The organism is Bacillus sp. FSL R5-0416, assembly GCF_037975425.1.
Taxonomy (GTDB): Bacteria; Bacillota; Bacilli; order Bacillales; family Bacillaceae; genus Bacillus; species Bacillus subtilis.
Map to the genome: position 1 here is coordinate 3,533,663 of NZ_CP150252.1, position 16,906 is coordinate 3,550,568.

Consider the following 16,906-nt stretch of genomic DNA (forward strand, 5'->3'; position numbering starts at 1 on the left):
GTGCATAAATTACCGGGAAAAAATCGTTCTGTAAGGCAGAACCGATGAATCGACCGGCATAAGCAAATAACTGTAAAGAAAATAACAAACAACGATAGCGATATAGATAAGAGCGTTCGATTTTTCATCAAATATCCTGACGAAATAAGGGACTAGGATCATTTGATACAGACCGAAATAAATATTGAATCTGGCAAAAATCACGTCCTTTGTGGCCAAAAGGCCGAACAAAAAACCTAGCAGGCACAAATTGACGACAATATCAATTTGCGGCCACAGACTCCGCAGTCGTTCTTTATAGCAAAATGCAAGGAACAGCGGCAGAACCAAAACAGCGATTTTGATCACATTCATTCCATTTGTGTTCGTCATGAGCCATTTTTCATAATGGCTGTATGAGCTGTTTTCAAGTACAACGACAAACACAGAAATAAATTTTTGATATAAAAATGTCATGCCGAGAAATAAAGCGGATAGGCCGAATATCGCCGGTGACCAGGCTTTTCTTCTGACAATAAAGTACACTGGAATCATAATCAGCGCCGACGAATGAAAGAGCGAGCTGACCAGCACAATCAGGAAATATCGCTTCCAGTTCCCGCTAATGATATAACGGATCGCCCAAAACAAAACAGCTGCCACCATGTATTGCCTGATGCCGTTAAAAGATGCGTAATAATGAAAGGTTCCCAAAAATAAAAAGACACTCAGCTCAAACGGCCTGCCATAGTCGGCGAGTGTCTTCATAATAAAGCTGTAGGTCACGACCGCCACCGTAAAATACATGATTTGAGGATCTTCCGTGATGAAATTCATCAGCCAAAGGAGTGCGGTAAACCCCGGATCTGTCGCTGTTTTCGCTGTGCCGAAACCGAATATCTGCCACACATTTTGATAATCGCCCGCCAATTCGTACAACAGCGTGTACGTCTGAAAATCCGTGCCGACTCGATAGCGGAGACCTGACACGAGCACAAGTGAAGCGAGCGGAATCCAGATCAAAAGCTTATTCGGCCGATACCCCGTGGCAAGCGAATCATCACGGCCGCCGCACATTTTAGCGAACCAAGACCAAATAAATACAATCCCCATATTGACGGCATATACAATCATCGGTTATGGTCCTTTTCCGTGCTGATGTTGTATACATTCAGCAGCGCTCCTACATTTTGCTGTGCATCGTAGCCAAGTTGAGCGAGTGTTTCTTTGATGAACTCACGCTTCGGCCTGCCTGCGGCGGCCGCCCTTGCAATGGTTTCAGCCCAGACGCTGATCGGCTCAGAAAGACTTAATCTTGTGACAAGCCCGAGACCGGCGTCGACTTTTTCTGTAATGCTGTCTGAAATGATGCATGGAAGCCCCGACGCCTGCGCTTCCACAAGCACAACCGGCAAGCCTTCGTACAGAGACGGCATGACAAATACATCGAATGTTCGCATCAGTTCATGGATCCGTTCTTCCGTGCCTAAAAAGAGGACGTCTGATAGCAAATTCTGCTGCCGCGCCTCCTCCTCTATCTCCCCGCGCAACGGCCCGTCTCCCGCCAGAACGAGCTGAAAGCGAATGCCTCTTTCCTTGAGATGTGCGGCAAGCTTCAACAGGAACGCGTGGTTTTTCACTTCATGAAACCGGGCCACATGGCCAATGATGAGCCGGTCGGCTGCAATGCCGCGTGCTGCTTTTTCTTCATCAGCCGCCTGCCCATTTGGGGCGAACAACTCAAGGTCAATCCCGTTAGGAAGAAGGTGAACACGCTCCCGCTCCATATTGGACTGTCCAAATAAAAACCTGCCCGCATCCTCTCCGCAGGCACACAGCGCTGTCGCATTTGCCAAAATGAGCCGCCTGAACACGAGCAGCTGCAATCGATCCTTCCAGTTGAAGCCGGTCTTCCAAGACGTATTGTGGGAGTGGCATACCCTGACCGGCACTCCGGCGAGCCTTGCCGCAAGGGCGATAAAACCCGTTTGGAAATCCGTGTGCGCATGAACGGCGCTGAACGGCCCATTTTCTTTTATCGCGTTTCTCACATTCCTCACAAATGTAAGGGGATTGCTTTGCCCAATGCTCGGGACATAAAAAAGCCGCCCGCCTAAAGATAAAATCTCTTCATCATAAGCGCACGGATCATTTCGATACGTTAAAAAATCAAATTGCACTTTGCTTTTGTCCATCTTCCGATATAAATTCATTACCATGGTTTCCGCGCCGCCCCTGTTCATGCCGCTGAGAACATGGAGCACGCGCTTTTGGCTGCTATTCATGCTTGACAAGCCCTTCCTTTTGGTTCATCACTCTTTTTTTATGGTAGCGATTCATCACAGCTGCAGGCATAAAGGCGGGAATTAACGGTTTTGCGATATATATGTAATCAGATAAAGGAAGCTTCAAGCGTCTGCACGCCTGATAGACAAGAATGGCATTGTCGATTGAATACGTAAATGACCGCCGTTTGAATGCATCGCTGTCTTCCCTCACTTTATACAAGGCTTCCTGAAGATTATAGCCCCTGAAGCCCTCTTCAAAAAAGCGAAGCCACAAATCAATATCTTCCATTCGTCTCGTCCGCCGCACCGACCGGTAGCCTTTCAGCGTGCGGTAGGCACTCGCTCTCATCATAATCGTGCCGTGGCAAAATGGAGTCCCTTTTGCCATGATGCCCGGCTCCGGAACAGAAGGCAGAATGCGGGTGCCTCTTACGCCAAATTCATCAAACACAAGCATGCCGGTGCCAACCACCTGATAATGTCGGTGCTTTTCTAAAAACGCGACCTGCTTTTCCAGACGGCGCGGAAACGAAAGGTCATCTCCGTCCTGACGTGCGATATAATCGCCTGTCGCATGCGAAAGACAATGATTTAATGATGCGGCAAGCCGCTTATTTGTTTTGTTTTGAATCAGTTTGATGCGGTCGCTGTAATGAGCGGCATACTGCTTCGCGATACGGAGCGTGCCGTCTGTTGACGCATCATCGCACAAAATCAGCTCCCAATTTTTATAGGATTGGCTGAGAATGGATTCTATGCTTTCTGCCAAAGTGCGTTCGCAATTATAAATGCCCATAATGACAGAAACTTTCGGTCCTGAGTTCATACGCTTTTCTCCTTTGTATCCATATCCATGTACGCGGAATAAATATCTGCCATTTCTTCCACCGTTCGCGCCTCCGAGAAGCGCAAGGCTGTTTTTCGGCCTTCCTGTCCCAGCTTTCGGCAGATCTCCGGCTTATGGTAAAGCTGTTCAATCCGGCGGGCAAAAGCAGCACTGTCACCGATTTTGATCAGAAAACCGTTTTCTCCGTCGCGAATGATTTCCCGATGCCCGCGATTATCTGTGGCGATCGCCGGTTTTTCTGCCGCCATTCCCTCAAGCACATTCATGCCGAGGCCCTCTCTAATGCTGGATGCGACAGATACATCCGCAAGCTGAATCAGCTCATGTATGTCGCTGCAAAAGCCGTAAAAACAGACATTGGCGGAGGCACCAAGCTTTTCAGCTAACATTTGATACGTTTGTTCCATTGCCCCTTCCCCGGCAAACACAAGGCGGAGCGAGGGAATTTTTTCTTTTAGCAAGGCTGCGGCTTCAATTAACTGCTTCTGGTTTTTGTTCAGATTGAGCTCAGCCGGATAAACCAATATAAAATCATCTTCACGGAACCCGTGCTTTTCTCTGAGTCTTTGCTGCTCTATCGGACTGACAGGCCGGAAACGCTCGGTGTTGACGCCAATGCCGTGAATTTTCTGCGTCCTTCCGCCCGGCCTTTGAAGTCCTTTCGCCCGTTTATAATCCTCTTCATTAATCGTAATCAGGCAGTCCGTATATGCTGAAAGCCATTTCTCGACCGGATAGTAAAGAAGCCAATTTTTCATTGGTGCTCCTTTGCAGAAGTGAAATCCGTGCGCTGTATACAGCACCTTTGTTCCGTGCCGCCGTGCCTGCCTCGCCGCCAGTCTGGCGAGAACGCCGCCGACCGGTGTATGGCAATGGACAATGTCGTATTCATAAGTGTCGATCACTTTCTTCAACTGCCTATAAACGGCCAGGTTCTGAGGGTCAAAAGGTGACCTGCGAATCGGGATGGAGAATTTCTCATCTACATACGGCAGCTTGGTTTGTCCGTTCGCGGCGACATGAACCTCCCAGCCCCTTTGTTTAAACCATTTAAAATAAGGGAGGTGAAAGGCCTTAAAATGATAATCAACAGTCGCGCAAAACAAGATCTTTTTCGTCATTTTCACTCCCCCTAATGAACACTGGCAGCCGTCATTTTGTCTGATGTATTGATTGCCGCAAACAGCCTCGCTCTCAGGTCGGCTTCCGACAGCTCATGAAAATCCTCGATAAAGCGCATCAGCACCGGCCAATCACCGTCCACCGCTTTACCGATGTGAATTTTCGGAAAGATTTGTTCAGCATGGACTTCATTTTTGTTCAGTAATTCTTCATACATTTTTTCGCCCGGACGAATGCCTGTGAATTCGATTGGAACCTGCTCTGTCGTGTAGCCGGACAAATGAATGAGGTTTTTGGCAAGATCTACAATCTTTACGGGCTCTCCCATATCGAGAACAAAAATCTGACGCCCTTTCGCCAGTGCCCCAGCCTGAATCACAAGCCTTGATGCCTCGGGAATCGTCATGAAATAGCGGGTCATTGCCGGATGTGTTACTGTCACCGGGCCGCCTTTTTCAATCTGTTTTTTGAAAATCGGAATGACGCTGCCTCGGCTCCCGAGTACATTGCCGAAGCGAACAGCGACAAATTTGGTTCTGCTGACTTTCCCAAGATTCATAATAATCATCTCTGCGAATCGTTTTGTCGCCCCCATTACGTTGGCTGGGTTCACCGCTTTGTCCGATGAAATCAGCACGAATGTCTCTGTTCCCGACATATCGGCTGCTTCCGCGACATTTTTTGTTCCGATAATATTGTTTTTGACCGCCTCTTCAGGATTATGTTCCATTAAAGGCACATGCTTATGGGCAGCTGCATGATAGACAACATGCGGCTCGTATTTTTTCATCAATGTAAACATTTTATCGCGGTCCTGCACATCAGCGATTTCCGTATGGAACACAATGTGTTTGCCGAATCGTCCGTTTAGCTCTGTATAAATTGAATGAATGCTGTTTTCCCCATGGCCGAGCAGAATAATTTCCTTAGGCTGAAACGCACTGATCTGCCGGCAGATTTCTGAGCCGATTGATCCGCCCGCTCCCGTGACGAGAACTGTTTTTCCTTTGATGCGATTCGAAATTTCGCTAGTGTCGAGGGTTACCGGCTTTCTGCCGAGCAAGTCCTCAGCTTTTACATCTCTAATTTGTCCGGCAGTTCGTGTGCCAAGCAGCATTTCATCAAAATGAGGCATAATTTTAATGCTTACTCCGGTTCGCACACATTCTTTATATAACACCTGAAGCTCATGGGTGCGGAGTGAAGGAATGGCAATAATAATAAAATTAATTTTGAGCTTTTGCACCGCAGGCATGATACTTTCTTTTCCGCCGATTACGGGCAGCCCCATAATTTCTAATTTATGCTTCGTTTGGTCGTCATCAATAAAAGCGACAGGTATGATATCTGGTTCATCTTTCGAAAGCAGCTGCCTGACCATCAGAGTCCCACCTGAGCCCGCCCCGATAATCAGCGCGCGGGACGAGGCGCAGCGTTTTTTCCTGATGCTTTCGTTTAATACTCTGGATAAAATACGGGTCCCTCCAATAGACAAAAGCTGAAGCACCCAACACGCGGTTAACAGTCGGAAGAACATCGTGTGATACACAGCATACTGAATGATACCAGTCACAGCGGCTGAAAGCGTAATGCCCTTAAGCAGGACAATCAGCTCGCCAAGCCCGGTGTATGTCCACACCTGTTTATACTGATTGAACAGGAAAGCACACACATGATAGCTGAGGAGCAAGCTGACAGCGGTAAGCAGTAATGCTCCGGAGTCATAAAATTGATAGGAATCTTTTAAAAATTGATATCCTGCAATAACTGAATTTAAAACGAGGTAAGTATCCAGCGCAATAATCATTGACAGTCTTCTCCGGTAACTCAACCTTTTCCCCCCTAATTCTTTTATCGGTTTAGCTGCGGCGGTTTTCGTCTCTCCAAAAAATCGGCAGCAGCTAAACCGACAATACGTCCTATGTATATATCAGATAAGTGGGCATTTAACCCATCCTCACGCCCCGCCAGCGACGACCAGCATCTAAGGCAGCAACTTCAGCTGCCCACAGCAGAGCCGAGTGCCTCCATTGATACAGGTCAGGAGACATCACCTTTACAAAAACTAGTAGGAATAGTGTTCCGATTTTTTCATTTTCTTTTTGTTTAAAAGAGCGCCTAACAGCTTCGCATTGGATTGTTCCAGTGCATCTTTTGCTTTCAGAACGGTATCGGTTTTTGTTTTTCCGCTTAAAACGACGAGCACGCTGCCGTCTGTTTGATTTGCTAGAATCTGAGCATCTGCAACAGCCAAAAGCGGAGGGGAATCAAAGATGACGAGGCTGAATTGTTCATAGATCTCAGATATTAAATCTCCCATTGCTTTTGAAGACAGCAGTTCTGCCGGGTTTGGCGGGGTCGGCCCGCTTGTCAGTACATATAAGTTATCGATCGGCGTCTTTTGCACCGTCTCACTGAGTGAAGCATTACCGACCAGCACATTTGTCAGCCCGGTTACATTATCAACCTGAAACGTCTGATTGATGGTCGGCTTTCTTAAATCGGCATCCACCAGCAGTACTTTCTTTTCCTGCTGCTGCGCAAAGACAGCCGCAAGATTCGCTGCACTGAACGATTTACCTTCACCAGGCACAGAGGAGGTGACGAGGATAGATCGCAAGTTGGTCTGGACAGATGAGAACTCAATGTTTGTCCGAATGGTGCGATATTGTTCCGCAACAACTGATTTATTGTGTAAAACAGATATTTGAGCCAAACCTCGCCTTGCTTTCTTTTTTCTAAAGATCACTCGCTTCACTCCCCGAAATGTTTTATCCCGCGATTCCGCCCTTTGTGGACATCAGGAACGGAGCCTAAGCATGGCAATCCGGTTCTCTCGCTGAGCTGCCGTGCGCTTTTGCACGTATCATCGAGAAAATGCAGAAAAAATGCCAGTGTAATGCCGCCCATGACAGCAGCGCCAAAAGCCATGACCATATTTCGCAGCCTGGCCGGCTTGATCATCGGGCTTTCAGAAGCCTTCGCCTCTGATAATATATGTACGCCTTGTACATTCATTCTTTCATCTACTTCTTTTTCAAACTTGTTCACTAACGTGTTCGCAATCTCAGCCGCTTTCGCCGGATCGTGATCCTGGACGGCAACGTTGATAATTTCTGATTCATTTTCACTGCTGGTGATTACTTTTCCTTTCAGCGAGGAAGCCGATTCAGATAGGTGCAATTCCGCCTTAACTTCTTCCATCAAGGCAGTGCTTTTCATAATCGATTGGAACGTGCTGCTATACTGAAGATTTCGCTGGATGTCACTGAGATTCGAGTTTTCTTCACCGTCTGATTCATGAACCAGCACCTGTGTCGACGCCTGGTAGGTCGGTGAAATGACCTTAAATTGCACAAAACCCATCATAAGGGTGACGCCGATTGTGATGAGCAGAATCAGCACGAATCTGTGTCTGACAATCGCATATAATTCTTTGAAACTCATATTCTCATTCATGTATTCATAGCCTTCAGCCTTCCCGCGGCTGGCTTCCCGCGCCCCTTTCTGTTAATGATTGGATTATAAAAGAAAACGTTATTATTTAAAAATTGCAAAATAAGCCAATAAGTTCTCTTTAGAGAACAAAATCATGATTTTCCTCTAATTTACTGCACTTCCCTTATTATTTTAAATTTTATAAAGAACGAAAAATTCCTTATAATGAACGAAATAACGACAGGAATAGAGGAGAATTTCATATTATGATTGGAAGAATTATCCGTTTGTACCGTAAAAGAAAAGGCTATTCTATTAATCAGCTGGCTGTTGAGTCAGGCGTATCCAAATCCTATTTAAGCAAGATTGAAAGAGGCGTTCACACGAATCCGTCCGTTCAATTTTTAAAAAAGGTTTCTGCCACACTGGAAGTTGAATTAACAGAATTATTTGACGCAGAAACAATGATGTATGAAAAAATCAGCGGCGGTGAAGAAGAATGGCGCGTACATTTAGTGCAAGCCGTACAAGCCGGGATGGAAAAAGAAGAATTGTTCACTTTTACGAACAGACTGAAGAAAGAACAGCCTGAAACTGCCTCTTACCGCAACCGCAAACTGACGGAATCCAATATAGAAGAATGGAAAGCGCTGATGGCGGAGGCAAGAGAAATCGGCTTGTCTGTCCATGAAGTCAAATCCTTTTTAAAAACAATGGGAAGATGATGATCGATTAGTGGGCTAACGTTCGCATCTTTAGGGGAAATCTGTTTATAATGGGGGAAAAAGGGAGAGAACACAATGACTCATCAAATAGTAACGACTCAATACGGCAAAGTAAAAGGCACAACGGAAAACGGTGTACATAAGTGGAAAGGCATCCCCTATGCCAAGCCGCCTCTCGGACAATGGCGTTTTAAAGCACCTGAGCCGCCTGAAGTGTGGGAAGATGTGCTTGATGCCACAGCGTACGGCCCTATTTGCCCGCAGCCGTCTGATTTGCTGTCACTGTCGTATACAGAGCTGCCCCGCCAGTCCGAGGATTGCTTGTATGTCAATGTATTTGCGCCTGACACTCCAAGTCAAAATCTTCCTGTCATGGTGTGGATTCACGGAGGCGCTTTTTATCTAGGAGCGGGCAGTGAGCCATTGTATGACGGATCAAAACTTGCGGCACAGGGAGAAGTCATTGTCGTTACATTGAACTATCGGCTGGGGCCGTTTGGCTTTTTGCACTTGTCTTCGTTTGATGAGGCGTATTCCGATAACCTTGGGCTTTTAGACCAAGCCGCCGCGCTGAAATGGGTGCGGGAGAATATTTCAGCGTTTGGCGGTGATCCCGATAACGTAACAGTATTTGGAGAATCCGCCGGCGGGATGAGCATTGCCGCGCTTCTCGCTATGCCTGCGGCAAAAGGCCTGTTCCAGAAAGCAATCATGGAAAGCGGCGCTTCTCGAACGATGACGAAAGAACAAGCGGCGAGCACCTCGGCAGCCTTTTTACAGGTCCTTGGGATTAACGAGGGCCAACTGGATAAATTGCATACGGTTTCTGCGGAAGATTTGCTAAAAGCGGCTGATCAGCTTCGGATTGCAGAAAAAGAAAATATCTTTCAGCTGTTCTTCCAGCCCGCCCTTGATCCGAAAACGCTGCCTGAAGAACCAGAAAAAGCGATCGCAGAAGGGGCTGCTTCCGGTATTCCGCTATTAATTGGAACAACCCGTGATGAAGGATATTTATTTTTCACCCCGGATTCAGACGTTCATTCTCAGGAAACGCTTGATGCAGCGCTCGAGTATTTACTAGGGAAGCCGCTGGCAGAGAAAGTTGCCGATTTGTATCCGCGTTCTCTGGAAAGCCAAATTCATATGATGACTGATTTATTATTTTGGCGCCCTGCCGTCGCCTATGCATCCGCACAGTCTCATTACGCCCCTGTCTGGATGTACAGGTTCGATTGGCACCCGAAGAAGCCGCCGTACAATAAAGCGTTTCACGCATTAGAGCTTCCTTTTGTCTTTGGAAATCTGGACGGATTGGAACGAATGGCAAAAGCGGAGATTACGGATGAGGTGAAACAGCTTTCTCACACGATACAATCAGCGTGGATCACGTTCGCTAAAACAGGAAACCCAAGCACCGAAGCTGTGAATTGGCCTGCGTATCATGAAGAAACGAGAGAGACGCTGATTTTAGACTCAGAGATTACGATCGAAAACGATCCCGAATCTGAAAAAAGGCAGAAGCTATTCCCTTCAAAAGGAGAATAAATATGGGGAAAACAGGATACATTGGTGCTGCCATTGTTGTGGCAGCTTGTATCATTATTTTGTCGGCCGTGGTATGTTTACGAGACACAGTCTATTACCAGCCTATGCGCTGGACTGGCATCATACTGTTTTTCGCGGGAATTGTGATGGTTCCCGCATACTCAGCAAAAAGAAAACCCGGAAAAGAGAAGTAATTCTCTTTTCTGGGTTTTTATGTTTATTATAATCTTCCCGCGCGAATATCGTCTGTCATTCCCTCATAAGGAGCCTTCGAAATCACTTCTTCGTTGTCGACTCCTTCATTTTTCAGAAATGTAATTTCCGCAAATTCAGGTACAACGTATTTTGGATACGTTTCATATTTTTCGCGGGATTCTTTCATCAAATCAATGTGGTCATTTTGGTAGCAAACCGTAATTTCAGGATGTTCATGTACCCATTTCGGGAAGAAAATAATGCCATGCATGCGTTTTTCATTTGGCATAAAGTTTAATGAAACATCCGTGCCAGTCGGCTCTGTCCAAGACACTTTATATACGCCTTCTGTCAGTTTGACAATATTCACTTCCTGATCCCGAACCCAGCGTCCGGCAACCATTCCGCTATGAATTCTATAATCAATTGTATGGTCGTTTTTAATATAAATCTCGTATTCCCATCCGTTTTCATACGTATAAATCATGTGGCTTCCGATAAAGTTTTCCATCTTACACACTCTCCTTAGTCTTTTACTGTACTTCATAAATGTCTAGTAGAACGTAATCAGGGGTTCTTTCTGCGGAACCGATAAACAAGCGGTCATGGAGCCATTGATAGACTTCACTGCCTGTTTCAAACGTCGGTACCGTACGAAAATAAACATGTTCCGGTTCAATAATTTCCCCGGCTGCCGCTTGTTTTCGAAACGGCTCGCTGACTTGCCGTATTCCATTGTTTTCAATGTAAATCAGTTCATGATCTGCTGTTTCAATCACATACCTGGCAGATAAATCTGTTCTGCCGTTAGCGCGAATCATTTGTGAATCGGCACCGCCCGGCAAAATACGTCCCTTTACTTCCCCGGTTATTGTTCCCGAACGAATCGGAATGAATCGTCTCAGTCCCAGGCTTGTCTCACCAATCGTGATAGGCGGATCAACCTTGATTTCTAAAGAGGCGAATGGTTTTAAAACCGGCTTCTTCACGAGAACCACCTCACCTTCAGAAAAAAATCATGTAACTATTTACATGTTTACTTTAACACCATTGCAGTTAACTGTCAAACAATAGGAACATAAAAAAACAAGGACTGTTTGAAGACAGTCCTTGTCTGAAGCTAGCTTTGATAAGCAAGATATGTGCTGACAGTGCTTTTGGCAAGACAGGCAGAGGAATCTATAATCGGAATCTCACTTTGAATATGATCTAACACCGCATTTAAATCCGTGCAGGCTGAAATGATGATGTCTGCATGCTGACTGATTTCTTCATATAGCGTCTGCCACAATGCTTGTGTATGCTGCATATGATTTGGCTGTTTGATTGCGGCGATAAGCTGGTTCACAGCCTGCTGCCAATGGTCCTTGTGAATAACTTCTTGTCCATTTCCCTTCAGAACTTTTTGGTAGATGGCGGATTGGATGGTTGGCTCTGTTCCTAAAACCACCGCTTTTTTTGCGAGATGCGGAATCTCTTTTATCGTTTCCTCAACAATATGCAACATAGGAACCGACAATGCCTGCTGAATCTCTTCATAGTAGACATGCGCCGTATTACAAGGCAGCGCAATGAAATCCACGCCTGTTTTCTCGAGCTTTACCGCTCCGTCGATAATTGCTTTTTTCATCTCGTCATGGTCAATTGGACGATCTGCATAGAAGGGCGTCGGGCATGAATAGATCATCATGTGCGGGTAGTCAATATCGTTTGAAGCCCCATACAGCTTCTGACAGTAATCAATCACCTTATCAATAAACGGCGAGGTCGATTTCGGCCCCATTCCGGCTAATATTCCGATCATCAAATTCATTCCTTTCTACTTCGTACGGACCGCTTCTTCCTCTGAGCCATCCTCATAGAGGATAAAGCTTTTCGCAGCATCCACACCTAATGTAAACTCGACTTCAACAGACAATGCTCGCAGAAAGAAACGGGTTTCCGAAGAAGGAAATAACTCCAGTCTCAGCTGTCCGGCGATCTCCAAATAAAGCCGTTCATTCTCGGCAGTCACCTGTGCAGCCGTCCCATCCTGCAACAGGTAGCTGCCAACATAGCGGCTGTATATCGCCGTATCAATTGCTTTTTTCTTTTTATCAGCAGGACGTTCCGGGACCTCATATGGCTAGCCAAATAGAATATGTTCCGCCGCCTTCAGAATCGCTTGTTCATATTCAGTATCCTCTTCCTTATTACTCAAATAGATCAGTGTTTTACGATGATCGATATATCGGATCATCAACGTCGAATAGCCGGGCCACCCTCCGCTGTGGCTGACAATCCGCCCTTTTTCAGGACTGTTTTGCAGTACCCAGCCAAAGCCATAATCAATTGTTTCTCCATTGTTGAGGCGCACTGGAGAAAACGCGGATTCCTTAGAAGCCTTGCTGATGAAATCGTCCTGATATAAAGCCTGATCAAATCGAAACAAATCGCTTGTGACAGAGTTCACCGTCCCATCTCCCTGTATGCCATCGAGATACACAACATAGTTCGTTTCCTCCAGCTCATCAGGGAGGACGTATGTTTCGGAATGTACATCATACACATATCCATATGCATAATGATCAATTCGCTCAGGCGAAAGCCTCCTGTTATACACTCTTGTTTCATTCATGCCTGCCGGTAAAAAAATACTTGTTTTCATAAAATCCGCATAGCTCATGCCAGATGCTTTTTCAATGATAACCGCCAGCAGCACATACCCCGTATTGCTGTACATCCAGCCTTCATTCGGTTCAAAATAACCAGATAGCCCCTCATTCATCAGCATATCGACAATATCCTGATTCACCGCAATCTTGTGCGGATCCCAATTAGCAAAAAACCAACCCATATAATCAGGAAGCCCTGACGTATGGTTCAATAAATGCCGAATCGTTACACCCTGGTACGGAAAACCGGGCAGCCAGCGATCCACTTTATCTTCATAGCCAAGAATCCCCTTCTCCTCCAGCAAGATGATTCCCAATGCTGTAAAAGGCTTTGACAAAGACGCTAACTCAAACAAAGAGTTGGTTTTCAACGGGCGTTTTTCCGTCATTTCCGCATAGCCAAAAGAGTGGTGATATAAAATATCGCCACCCTCCGCAGCTAGAACCGTCCCGTTAAACTGATGTTTTTCGCCTAATGTCTCAAATAACGTCTGAAGATTCTTTCTTTTATTCTGCTTCATTCCTCCACCTCCCATATCTCTGTACGTTACTAACCTACTAACGTTTCAAATATTTTGAAAAATCCTTCAGTTAGAGATCCTTTTTAACCCATCACATATACCTGCCGTTCACTACTATTTAGTGAAATGAGATATTATGATATTTTCTGAATTATGATTAAAAAGGAAACTTTATGCCCATGCAACAGAAGCTATAAAAAATACGGAGAATGAAAAGAAACAGATAGATTTTTTAGTTCTTTAGGCCCGTATCCCGCAAATCCTTTTATGATTTTCTATCAAACAAAAGAGGAAAATAGACCAGTTGCAATCCAAACGAGAGTCTAATAGAATGAGGTCGAAAAGTAAATCGCGCGGGTTTGTTACTGATAAAGCAGGCAAGACCTAAAATGTGTAAAGGGCAAAGTGTATACTTTGGCGTCGCCCCTTACATATTTTAGGTCTTTTTTTATTGTGCGTAACTAACTTGCCATCTTCAAACAGGAGGGCTGGAAGAAGCAGACCGCTAACACAGTACATAAAAAAGGAGACATGAACGATGAACATCAAAAAGTTTGCAAAACAAGCAACAGTATTAACCTTTACTACCGCACTGCTGGCAGGAGGCGCAACTCAAGCGTTTGCGAAAGAAACGAACCAAAAGCCATATAAGGAAACATACGGCATTTCCCATATTACACGCCATGATATGCTGCAAATCCCTGAACAGCAAAAAAATGAAAAATATCAAGTGCCTGAATTCGATTCGTCCACAATTAAAAATATCTCTTCTGCAAAAGGCCTGGACGTTTGGGACAGCTGGCCATTACAAAACGCTGACGGCACTGTCGCAAATTATCACGGCTACCACATCGTCTTTGCATTAGCCGGAGATCCTAAAAATGCGGATGACACATCGATTTACATGTTCTATCAAAAAGTCGGCGAGACTTCTATTGACAGCTGGAAAAACGCTGGCCGCGTCTTTAAAGACAGCGACAAATTCGATGCAAATGATTCTATCCTAAAAGACCAAACGCAAGAATGGTCAGGTTCAGCCACATATACATCTGACGGAAAAATCCGTTTATTCTACACTGATTTCTCCGGTAAACATTACGGCAAACAAACACTAACAACTGCACAGGTAAACGTATCAGCATCAGACAGCTCTCTGAACATCAACGGTGTAGAGGATTATAAATCAATCTTTGACGGTGACGGCAAAACGTATCAAAATGTACAGCAGTTCATCGATGAAGGCAACTACAGCTCAGGCGACAACCATACGCTGAGAGATCCTCACTACGTAGAAGATAAAGGCCACAAATACTTAGTATTTGAAGCAAACACTGGAACTGAAGATGGCTACCAAGGCGAAGAATCTTTATTTAACAAAGCATACTATGGCAAAAGCACATCATTCTTCCGTCAAGAAAGTCAAAAACTTCTGCAAAGCGATAAAAAACGCACGGCTGAGTTAGCAAACGGCGCTCTCGGCATGATTGAGCTAAACGATGATTACACACTGAAAAAAGTGATGAAACCGCTGATTGCATCTAACACAGTAACAGATGAAATTGAACGTGCGAACGTCTTTAAAATGAACGGCAAATGGTACCTGTTCACTGACTCCCGCGGGTCAAAAATGACGATTGACGGCATCACGTCTAACGATATTTATATGCTTGGCTATGTTTCTAATTCTTTAACTGGCCCATACAAGCCGCTGAACAAAACTGGCCTTGTGTTAAAAATGGATCTTGATCCTAACGATGTAACCTTTACTTACTCACACTTCGCTGTACCTCAAGCGAAAGGAAACAATGTCGTGATTACAAGCTATATGACAAACAGAGGATTCTACGCAGACAAACAATCAACGTTTGCGCCAAGCTTCCTGCTGAACATCAAAGGCAAGAAAACATCTGTTGTCAAAGACAGCATCCTTGAACAAGGACAATTAACAGTTAACAAATAAAAACGCAAAAGAAAATGCCGATATCCTATTGGCATTTTCTTTTATTTCTTATCAACATAAAGGTGAATCCCATATGAACTATATAAAAGCAGGCAAATGGCTAACCGTATTCCTAACCTTTTTAGGAATATTGCTGTTTATCGACTTATTTCCAAAAGAAGAACATGACCAAAAAACAAAATCAAAACAGAAGCCGGACTACCGGGCGGCATATCATTTTACGACGCCGGATAAATGGAAAAATGACCCTCAAAAACCGATCTATTTTGATGGCAAGTATCATTATTTCTATCTATATAACCGGGATTACCCAAAAGGCAACGGCACAGAATGGCGCCATGCCGTCTCAGAGGATTTGGTGCACTGGACCGATGAAGGCGTGGCGATTCCGAAATATACAAACCCGGACGGTGACATTTGGACCGGTTCCGTCGTGGTTGATAAAGAGAACACAGCCGGCTTCGGGAAAAATGCGCTTGTCGCGATTGTGACACAGCCCTCAGCCAAAGACAAAAAACAGGAACAATATTTGTGGTACAGCACAGATAAGGGAAAATCATTCAAATTCTACAGTGGCAACCCCGTTATGCCTAATCCGGGCACAGACGATTTCAGAGATCCGAAAGTCATATGGGATGACCAGGATAACAAATGGGTCATGGTCATGGCTGAAGGATCAAAAATCGGCTTTTATGAATCCGATAATCTTAAGGACTGGCATTACACAAGCGGATTCTTCCCAGAACAGGCGGGAATGGTGGAATGTCCCGACCTCTACATGATGCGGGCAAGCGACGGAGCGAATAAGTGGGTTCTCGGTGCCAGCGCGAATGGCAAACCGTGGGGCAAACCAAATACGTACGCCTACTGGACCGGAAGCTTCGACGGAAAAGAATTCAAAGCGGATCAGACTGAAGCCCAATGGCTTGACTATGGCTTCGACTGGTATGGCGGTGTGACGTTCGAAGACAGCAAAAGCACAGATCCATTAGAAAAGCGGTATGCGCTTGCCTGGATGAACAATTGGGATTATGCCAACAACACCCCGACAATGAAGAACGGCTTTAACGGCACAGATTCTGTCATACGCGAACTCCGGCTGAAGGAGCAGGATGGAACATACAGCCTCGTCTCACAGCCGATTGAAGCTTTGGAGCAGCTGACTGTTTCAACTGAAGAAATAGAGGATCAGGATGTGAACGGATCAAAAACATTGTCGATAACAGGTGATACGTACCAGCTTGATACGGATCTTTCTTGGTCAGAGCTAAAGAATGCAGGCGTCAGGCTCAGAGAATCAGAAGACCAAAAACGCCATATTGATGTCGGTATTTTCGCTGAAGGCGGCTATTCTTATGTCAATAGAGCAGCCACAAATCAGCCTGACAAAAGCAATACCTATGTCGAAAGCAAAGCTCCTTATGATGTAAGCAAACGTAAGGTGCATTTGAAAATACTTGTCGATAAAACAACGATAGAAGTATTTGTTGGCGACGGGAAAACCATTTTTTCAAATGAAGTCTTCCCAAAGCCTGAAGATAAAGGCATTACCCTTTTTTCTGATGGTGGCACAGCCTCCTTCAAAAATATAACAGTGAAACACTTTGATTCGATTCATAAATAAAAACAGGG

Annotated in this window: 15 protein-coding genes and 1 pseudogene; 5 read left to right on the plus strand and 11 right to left on the minus strand. The window is 45.2% G+C overall.

Features of this window, described 5'->3' with window-relative positions; genetic code table 11:
- Nucleotides 1-9: 9 nt before the first annotated feature.
- The 7 genes from epsG to NYE20_RS18795 all read right to left on the minus strand — a co-directional run bounded on the left by epsG (nucleotide 10) and on the right by NYE20_RS18795 (nucleotide 7,695).
- A complete protein-coding gene (gene epsG, locus NYE20_RS18765; RefSeq protein WP_003228259.1) occupies nucleotides 10-1,113 on the minus strand; it encodes a biofilm exopolysaccharide biosynthesis protein EpsG in 1,104 nt (367 codons plus the stop codon).
- Entirely contained in the window at nucleotides 1,110-2,264 is a 1,155-nt protein-coding gene (locus NYE20_RS18770) for a glycosyltransferase family 1 protein (RefSeq protein ID WP_032726901.1), read from the minus strand. Before NYE20_RS18770 ends, epsG begins: the two co-directional genes overlap by 4 nt.
- A complete protein-coding gene (epsE, locus tag NYE20_RS18775) occupies nucleotides 2,257-3,093 on the minus strand; it encodes a glycosyltransferase EpsE (RefSeq protein ID WP_339183771.1) in 837 nt (278 codons plus the stop codon). The genes NYE20_RS18770 and epsE overlap by 8 nt, the downstream gene beginning before the upstream one ends.
- Nucleotides 3,090-4,235, minus strand: coding sequence for a glycosyltransferase family 4 protein (locus NYE20_RS18780; RefSeq protein WP_032677035.1), 1,146 nt, complete (start codon nucleotides 4,233-4,235; stop codon nucleotides 3,090-3,092). The genes epsE and NYE20_RS18780 overlap by 4 nt, the downstream gene beginning before the upstream one ends.
- 11 nt (nucleotides 4,236-4,246) lie before the next feature.
- Nucleotides 4,247-6,067: a nucleoside-diphosphate sugar epimerase/dehydratase gene (locus NYE20_RS18785; RefSeq protein ID WP_172850049.1), complete on the minus strand. Its 1,821-nt coding sequence runs from the start codon at nucleotides 6,065-6,067 to the stop codon at nucleotides 4,247-4,249.
- Nucleotides 6,068-6,301: 234 nt separating this feature from the next.
- The gene (gene epsB, locus NYE20_RS18790; protein WP_003228249.1) at nucleotides 6,302-6,985 is read right to left on the minus strand and encodes a protein tyrosine kinase EpsB; all 684 of its coding nucleotides are present in this window, start codon (nucleotides 6,983-6,985) and stop codon (nucleotides 6,302-6,304) included.
- Between the two features lie 5 nt (nucleotides 6,986-6,990).
- Entirely contained in the window at nucleotides 6,991-7,695 is a 705-nt protein-coding gene (locus tag NYE20_RS18795) for a YveK family protein (RefSeq protein ID WP_021480654.1), read from the minus strand.
- Between the two features lie 245 nt (nucleotides 7,696-7,940).
- Between NYE20_RS18795 and slrR the strand changes: the two genes are divergently transcribed.
- The 3 genes from slrR (at nucleotide 7,941) to NYE20_RS18810 (ending at nucleotide 10,138) form a co-directional block, all read left to right on the plus strand.
- Nucleotides 7,941-8,399 carry a transcriptional regulator SlrR gene (gene slrR / locus NYE20_RS18800; RefSeq protein WP_014478046.1) on the plus strand — a complete coding sequence of 153 codons (459 nt, stop codon included), beginning with the start codon at nucleotides 7,941-7,943 and terminating at the stop codon, nucleotides 8,397-8,399.
- Between the two features lie 75 nt (nucleotides 8,400-8,474).
- Nucleotides 8,475-9,944 carry a para-nitrobenzyl esterase gene (gene pnbA, locus NYE20_RS18805; RefSeq protein WP_124047904.1) on the plus strand — a complete coding sequence of 490 codons (1,470 nt, stop codon included), beginning with the start codon at nucleotides 8,475-8,477 and terminating at the stop codon, nucleotides 9,942-9,944.
- Nucleotides 9,945-9,946: 2 nt separating this feature from the next.
- Nucleotides 9,947-10,138 carry a hypothetical protein gene (locus tag NYE20_RS18810; protein ID WP_003228241.1) on the plus strand — a complete coding sequence of 64 codons (192 nt, stop codon included), beginning with the start codon at nucleotides 9,947-9,949 and terminating at the stop codon, nucleotides 10,136-10,138.
- A gap of 26 nt (nucleotides 10,139-10,164) precedes the next feature.
- Here NYE20_RS18810 and padC read toward each other — a convergent pair whose 3' ends face one another.
- The 4 genes and pseudogenes from padC to NYE20_RS18830 form a co-directional block, all read right to left on the minus strand.
- Nucleotides 10,165-10,650, minus strand: a complete 486-nt coding sequence (gene padC / locus NYE20_RS18815; RefSeq protein ID WP_003243190.1) for a phenolic acid decarboxylase — start codon at nucleotides 10,648-10,650, stop codon at nucleotides 10,165-10,167.
- 22 nt (nucleotides 10,651-10,672) lie between these two features.
- The gene (locus tag NYE20_RS18820; protein WP_041850507.1) at nucleotides 10,673-11,128 is read right to left on the minus strand and encodes a DUF3237 domain-containing protein; all 456 of its coding nucleotides are present in this window, start codon (nucleotides 11,126-11,128) and stop codon (nucleotides 10,673-10,675) included.
- A 131-nt stretch (nucleotides 11,129-11,259) separates the two neighbouring features.
- On the minus strand, nucleotides 11,260-11,943 hold the full coding sequence (racX, locus tag NYE20_RS18825) for a broad specificity amino-acid racemase RacX (protein WP_032726905.1): 684 nt from the start codon (nucleotides 11,941-11,943) through the stop codon (nucleotides 11,260-11,262).
- A 15-nt stretch (nucleotides 11,944-11,958) separates the two neighbouring features.
- Nucleotides 11,959-13,314, minus strand: a pseudogene (locus NYE20_RS18830) (serine hydrolase).
- Nucleotides 13,315-13,852: 538 nt separating this feature from the next.
- On the opposite strand from NYE20_RS18830, the gene sacB reads away from it, so the two are divergent.
- Together sacB and levB are read left to right on the plus strand one after the other, a co-directional pair.
- On the plus strand, nucleotides 13,853-15,274 hold the full coding sequence (gene sacB / locus NYE20_RS18835) for a levansucrase (protein WP_161621231.1): 1,422 nt from the start codon (nucleotides 13,853-13,855) through the stop codon (nucleotides 15,272-15,274).
- A gap of 73 nt (nucleotides 15,275-15,347) precedes the next feature.
- Nucleotides 15,348-16,898 carry a 2,6-beta-fructan 6-levanbiohydrolase gene (gene levB / locus NYE20_RS18840; RefSeq protein ID WP_161621230.1) on the plus strand — a complete coding sequence of 517 codons (1,551 nt, stop codon included), beginning with the start codon at nucleotides 15,348-15,350 and terminating at the stop codon, nucleotides 16,896-16,898.
- Nucleotides 16,899-16,906: the final 8 nt, after the last annotated feature.

Coding starts and splice junctions, on each gene's coding strand:
- epsG (WP_003228259.1), bottom strand. CDS start 1,113: ATGATTGTATATGCCGTCAATATGGGGATTGTATTTATTTGGTCTTGG.
- NYE20_RS18770 (WP_032726901.1), bottom strand. CDS start 2,264: ATGAATAGCAGCCAAAAGCGCGTGCTCCATGTTCTCAGCGGCATGAAC.
- epsE (WP_339183771.1), bottom strand. CDS start 3,093: ATGAACTCAGGACCGAAAGTTTCTGTCATTATGGGCATTTATAATTGC.
- NYE20_RS18780 (WP_032677035.1), bottom strand. CDS start 4,235: ATGACGAAAAAGATCTTGTTTTGCGCGACTGTTGATTATCATTTTAAG.
- NYE20_RS18795 (WP_021480654.1), bottom strand. CDS start 7,695: ATGAATGAGAATATGAGTTTCAAAGAATTATATGCGATTGTCAGACAC.
- slrR (WP_014478046.1), top strand. CDS start 7,941: ATGATTGGAAGAATTATCCGTTTGTACCGTAAAAGAAAAGGCTATTCT.
- pnbA (WP_124047904.1), top strand. CDS start 8,475: ATGACTCATCAAATAGTAACGACTCAATACGGCAAAGTAAAAGGCACA.
- NYE20_RS18810 (WP_003228241.1), top strand. CDS start 9,947: ATGGGGAAAACAGGATACATTGGTGCTGCCATTGTTGTGGCAGCTTGT.
- padC (WP_003243190.1), bottom strand. CDS start 10,650: ATGGAAAACTTTATCGGAAGCCACATGATTTATACGTATGAAAACGGA.
- racX (WP_032726905.1), bottom strand. CDS start 11,943: ATGATCGGAATATTAGCCGGAATGGGGCCGAAATCGACCTCGCCGTTT.
- sacB (WP_161621231.1), top strand. CDS start 13,853: ATGAACATCAAAAAGTTTGCAAAACAAGCAACAGTATTAACCTTTACT.
- levB (WP_161621230.1), top strand. CDS start 15,348: ATGAACTATATAAAAGCAGGCAAATGGCTAACCGTATTCCTAACCTTT.